The following is a 5,504-nucleotide window of genomic DNA, read 5'->3' as shown; positions in this document are numbered from 1 at the left end:
CACTTGGCAGGATGATAGGAATATCTTGCTCAAAAAGATTCATATTATGCAGGGCGACTTTTTTGGTTTCCTCATAATAGCCAGAGTTGAAAGTTGGCTGTCCGCAACAGGTTTGGTCTTTTTTGAAAATGACTTCAACCCCTTCTTTTTGCAAAAGCTTAATAGCATTTACGCAAGTATTCGAACACGCCGCAGCGCCGATACAGGTGGAGAAAAAATACACTTTGTTTGGTTCTTTTGTTTCTTGCATGATTTCCTTCCTTAGTGTGAAATTATGGCGGAGTAGATTTTATAATGCTATGATTAATGAGATTCTACAAAAACAAAATTTGCCAAAAAATTGCCTTCAAAACATCTTTTTTGTGGCTTTTTGCTTTGGCTTGAAAGGCTTTCTGCGCGCCTTAGACAATAGCTCGAAACTGCCTATTTTCCACAGAATCCAGCAAATCTTAAACTTACATAAAAACTAAAAATGTGTAAAAAAGTAAAAATAAAATTTAAACTTTCTGCAAAATGTTTTATAAATTATTTACTTTCTGCATTATAATGCGCGAGATTTTTTACAATTTGTTTTTGAAGGAGTCAAATGGAGTCTTTAGCTGATTTAGGAAGCCTAGCGCAGGCAAGTGCGATTTGGGAGCAAAACTACAATCCCTTTGATAATATCTTTATAAGCGCGCTTGTGGCGGCTGTGCCGATTGTCTTTTTCTTTGTGTGCCTTGTGGGCTTTAAGCTCAAAGGCTACAGCGCGGCATTTTTGTCTGTGGCTTTGGCGAGTTTGGTGGCGATTTTTGCCTATGATATGCCGATTTTAAAAGTCCTCTATAGCCTGCTTTATGGCGTGCTTTTTGGGCTTTATCCCATTGGCTGGATTATTATCGCTGCGATTTTCCTCTACAAGCTCACGGTAAAATCTGGCTATTTTGACATTTTGCGAGAATCTATCATTACAATAACGCCTGATATGCGCTTGCAGGTGATTCTCATCGCGTTTTGTTTTGGCGCGTTTTTGGAGGGGACAATCGGCTTTGGTGGTCCTGTGGCGATTACTGCGGCACTTCTTGTGGGAATGGGGATTAAGCCTATTCAAGCAGCCGGGCTTTGCTTGATTGCTAACCTCCCGCCTGCGACTTTTGGCGCGGTTGGGATTCCCGTTACTGCGCTTGCAAATTTGGTGCAGGTTGATGCGCTCAAAATCTCTGCGATGTCAGCTATCATGCTAGCACCTTTTTCATTTTGCATCCCCTTTTTGCTTGTGTTTTTGCTAAGCGGATTTAAGGGCATGAAAGAGAGCGCGCCTGCGTGCTTTGTGGCGGGGGCTAGCTTTATTATCGCAAAAATCATCACAGCATCATTCTTTGGTCCAGAATTGCCAGATATTACCGCAGGCATCGTGTCAATCACTGCGCTTGGAGCGTTTTTGAAAGTTTGGAAGCCAAAAAATATTATGCTTGCTGAAAATAAAAGCGTGCAAGGCGTTGATTCAAAAATCGCGCAAGACTCGCTAGATTCTAAAGTTTTGACAGAATCGCTCAATGCGCCAAAACCACGCACCATAAGCATCAAACAAACTTTGCTAAGTGGCGCGCCTTTTGGGATTCTCATTTTTATCATTGTCATTTGGACGCAAGATTGGTTTAATGCGCTTTTTGCAAGTGGCGGGGCGCTAGAGTTTTTGACGCTGAAATTTAGCTTTAAAGAGCTAAGCGAAATCTATCAAGTTGCGCCCATTGTCACAGAATCAAAGGCGGTGAAATCGCTTTTTGAGATTCCGCTTGTAAATAGCGTGGGAAGCGCGATTTTTCTTGCCGCGCTTTGCACCGCTGTGATTTTAAAGATTAAGCCAAAGGTCGCGCTTAGCGCATTTAGCGAGACTTTTAAGGAGATGTATCTTGCGGTGGTGACGATTTGCCTTGTGCTAGCCTTTGCGTATGTGTCAAACTACAGCGGGATTTCGGCTACGCTGGCACTTGCGCTTTCAAAAACAGGGGAAAGTTTTATATTCTTTTCGCCCATTGTCGGCTGGCTTGGCGTGGTTTTGACAGGAAGCGTGACAAGCTCAAATGTGCTTTTTGGCTCGCTCCAGCAGCTCACCGCCGGACAGCTTGGCATCAATGAAGTGCTTTTGCTCTCCGCAAATGCCATAGGTGGCGCGACAGGAAAGATGATTTCTCTGCAAAGCATCGCGGTGGCGGCTTCTGTCGTGGGGCTTGTAGGGAAAGAGGCGCAAGTGCTTGGCTACACGCTCAAATACTCGCTCATCCTCGCGCTTGGCAGCGGTATAGCTTGCCTTATCACAGCATTTGTGTTTCCATCCATCGTGCCATAAGGCTAGAGAATCTTGCCATCGTGCCATGAGGCTAGAGAATCTTGCAAAACACAAAGAAAAAAGGGGTTAAAAATAACTCATTACAGGGATTCTACCCCCGAGAGGATTCTACCCTTTTTTCGTCATTATGAGGATTCCACCCCCGCGAGGATTCTACCCTTTTTTCGTCATTATGATGATTTTGCCTCCGCGAGATTTTTGCCCTTTTTTCGCCATGAGGATTCCACCCCTTTTTTTCTCGTCATTGCAAAGATTTTGCCCCCTCTCGTCATTACTAAAGAAGCTGATGCTTTGCTTCGAATTCCATGAATCCTCGTAATGACGCGGAAATATTTTTATTGCATGGTTTTGCTTTTTCTGTCATTGCGAGCGTAGCGAAGCAATCTACAACAAAGAAAAGCGAGGGATTGTTTTTATATGGAATCTAAATTTGTAAATCTTGCATTTATAGATTGCTTCACCGCACAAGTGCCACTCGCAATGACGCAAAAAACAAGCAGTCGCAACCCGTCATTGCGAGGCTTGCGCTAGCAAGGCGAAGCAATCCATCTAAAGAAAAAGCTTATAGATTCTCCATTCATTTATGATAGAATCCAAATCTTACTAGATTCTACGCTTTTTAACCTCGGTTTTTTGTTGTTCCGCTTTTGCGTCTATCTTGGGTTATCGTCGCCAGCTTTTCGCAGGGGGACAGAGGGCTTAAATTGGGCGAAGACCGCCCCCTAGTCCCCCTGCACCCCCTTACCCCTGTCACGCCTTTAAGGTGCCGCACTTCGTGCGAAGATTTGATTTAACTAAAAATCCTTGCGGATTTTTATAGATTGCTTCGCGGGCAAGCCCGCTCGCAATGACAATAAGCAGACTTTAAATTAATTGCAGAAGCTAAAAAATTTTTTGTCATTGCGAGGAGTGAAACGACGAAGCAATCCATCTAAAGAAAAAGGTTATAGATTCTCGATTGTGGCAGAATCTAAATTTTGCAAAACTCGCATTTTATAGATTGCCGCGCCGCACTTGTGCGGCTCGCAATGATGGAGGGCGGGTTTGCAGAAGTCCGCGGAGATTAAAAGTCTGCGCGCCTAGAATCCTAGAATCTAAGTTGTGTTAGGGCTAAAATCCTGCATATTTGAAATATGTGCTGTTTTTATGGATTGCTTCGGATTCTATGAATCCTCGCAATGACAGAAAGTCAGATTCTAGGCATCGGTGCGCCTAGAATCTTAGAATCTAAGTTGTGCGGGGATTAGAATCTGTTTGGAAATCCTTAGAAATCTGCCCTATCGCGCTGGGATTAAAAATCTGCGCGATGCCTTTGTGGATTGCTTCGCCGATAAATCGGCTCGCAATGACAGAAAGAAAATATATGCAGGCTAGAAACTTTAGGCTAGGGAATCTAGCCTAAAGTTTGCAAGGATTAGAATCCGATTGGGAATCCGCGCGCCTAGAATCCTAGAATCTAAGTCGCGGGGGATTAAAAATCCCTTAGAAATCGCGCGAGGATTAGAAATCCGCGCGGAGGGATAGCCAGAAGCTTCGGCTAGGTAGGATTCTTTGGTAGTTGTTTGCCACTGCTTGCCCGCGTGAGCCTGTGTATATAATAGGGTCATAAAAATCCACATCAAACAGATTGTTTATCGCAAATGTCGCTGTCATCCTGTCTTGGTTGAAGCGATAGTTTAGTGCGACATCTACTAGCTGATAGTCTTTATAGTATTTGCCGACTACACCGCGCACGCTATCTGTGTTCCCAGCACTTGTGCCTGTAGGCGTAGGCGTAGGTGTTTGAAACTTCCCTTGCCAGCGCACATACATATCAAACTTTTTATACGCATAGCGTGGCGTGATAGTGAAGCTATGTCGCGGGATAGAATTCACTGGTCCGCCGATGAGGTATTCCGAGCCAGCTACTGCGGATAGCACTTCGGTGTATGTGAAGCCATAGTTTGCATCTAGCGAGATTCCATAGATAGGCTTCACTTTTAGCGCTACTTCTGCGCCTGCCATGAGCGATTTGCTAAGGTTTCTAAAGGTGCGACAGGTTTCGAGTGTGCAGCCTGCTGCTATGCTGGCATCATTCACGGTTTCTATTTGGTTGTTGAAATCTGTGTAGTAGCCTGTGGCTATAAGCATCGCTGGCTTGAAATCTAGGATGGTGCTAAACTCATAGTTCCAGCTTTGCTCTACTTTTAGATTTGGATTTCCATAGGTGAGGGTTGTCACACCATTGCTTGTGCTTTCTGTAAAGCCATCATAGAGGTAGGTAAGATTTGGTGCTAGCATACCGCTCGCTACGCCGGCTTTGAAGGTGAGCCATTGTGTGGGATTGACATTGACATAGAAGCGCGGGTTTGCCACGACACCATAGAAATCGCTGAAATTCACACGCACGCCAAGAGTCGTAGATACATAGTCATTGATGATGTATTCACCCTCGCCAAATATCGCGGTTTGATTTAGCGCTTTGTCATAGCCATTGTTTCTGGTGTTTAGTCGCTCCCAGAGGTTATAGACGCCTAGATTTAGGATGAGGTTACCAAAACTGCTGAAGTCGAAGTTTTTGTTGTAGTTTGTTTGAAATACTATGTCTTGGTTTAGCCTCATCTGTGACCAATCTGCATACGCGCCCTTGCTTGCACCGATAGGTATCATAACAGTGCCGGTAGCATTGTTGCCAGTAGTAGATTCTCCAGCTGCTGGTTGCGTCCAGCCTGCATGTGGCGCCCACATAGTGTGGCTGTATTGCAGATAGGTGGTGAGCTTGCCCCAGTCGTAGTCTGCTTCGTGGTTTAGGACATTGTTTATCTTATAAAAGTCGCGGATGACGGTTAGCGAGTTGCCAGAGGTGTTTAGCGAGCCGGTGCGCGCGAAATACACTTCAGAATCTAGATAGATGCTGTTGTGAGAGCCCGGAGTGTAGTTGATACGCCCGCCGGCATTCCAGTTGGTAAAGCCAGTGGCACTCCAGCCTACAAATGGGTTGGTGTGTGGCGATATTGGATTTCTATTGTTGCCTGCATATATTTGGTCGCGCAAACTTTCTGGCTTAAAAAATGAGTTTTGGTCACCATAGCGATAGCCACCGCGTAGGTTTAGAGATAGCAGGTTTTTGATAAGGGGCGTGGTGACATAGGCATTGCCGCCAAAAATGTTGCCAAAGGTATCTGGGTGCTGGGAG

Annotated in this window: 3 protein-coding genes; 1 reads left to right on the top strand and 2 read right to left on the bottom strand. The window is 44.9% G+C overall.

Annotated features, from left to right (window positions below; all coding sequences use genetic code 11):
- The coding region (locus tag BKN38_RS09915) for a heterodisulfide reductase-related iron-sulfur binding cluster (RefSeq protein WP_143000292.1) at positions 1-250 on the bottom strand (250 nt) is incomplete at its 3' end.
- Positions 251-586: 336 nt separating this feature from the next.
- Between BKN38_RS09915 and BKN38_RS09910 the strand changes: the two genes are divergently transcribed.
- Positions 587-2,329 (top strand): L-lactate permease, encoded by a 1,743-nt coding sequence (locus BKN38_RS09910; protein ID WP_066453124.1) that lies wholly within the window; start codon positions 587-589, stop codon positions 2,327-2,329.
- Positions 2,330-3,829: 1,500 nt separating this feature from the next.
- On the opposite strand, the gene BKN38_RS09905 is transcribed toward BKN38_RS09910, so the two are convergent.
- Positions 3,830-5,504, bottom strand: a 1,675-nt coding sequence (locus BKN38_RS09905) for a TonB-dependent receptor domain-containing protein (protein ID WP_070957822.1), incomplete at its 5' end; no start/stop codon positions are given.

This window comes from Helicobacter sp. CLO-3, from assembly GCF_001854545.1.
In the GTDB taxonomy this organism is placed as follows: domain Bacteria; phylum Campylobacterota; class Campylobacteria; order Campylobacterales; family Helicobacteraceae; genus Helicobacter_B.
This window is presented reverse-complemented; position numbering and strand designations above follow the sequence as displayed.